1 protein-coding gene is annotated in these 277 nt (G+C 34.7%); it reads left to right on the top strand.

Annotation, left to right across the window (positions count from 1 at the left end; translation table 11 throughout):
- Nucleotides 1-277 (top strand): hypothetical protein (locus tag Q5762_RS38135; protein ID WP_315896900.1); only part of this gene is annotated, 277 nt, incomplete at both ends.

Raw genomic sequence — 277 nt, 5'->3', positions numbered from 1 at the left:
AAATTGTAGAGCCAATTGCTAAAGACCATGGTTCGCAAATGAACATTAATGTTTCAGATGGTGGTCAGGTTATCAATCAGTTCATACTCAATTCCACTGAAGCAGCTGCAATTCAAAATCGTATTTGTCGCTTGGTTGAAGATATGGATACTCCACAAGAGAATAAGCACCTTAAAAAGGTAATGTATTGGTATCAAACCAAATTTGACCCTAATTCATACACTGGTAACAAAGCTATTATCGATGATATATCAAAGTCAGCTTTAAAAGTTATCTT

The organism is Streptomyces sp. P9(2023), assembly GCF_032436795.1.
In the GTDB taxonomy this organism is placed as follows: Bacteria; Actinomycetota; Actinomycetes; order Streptomycetales; family Streptomycetaceae; genus Streptomyces.
Note: the sequence above shows the minus strand (reverse complement) of the source record. Positions and strands in the feature narration are given on the sequence as shown.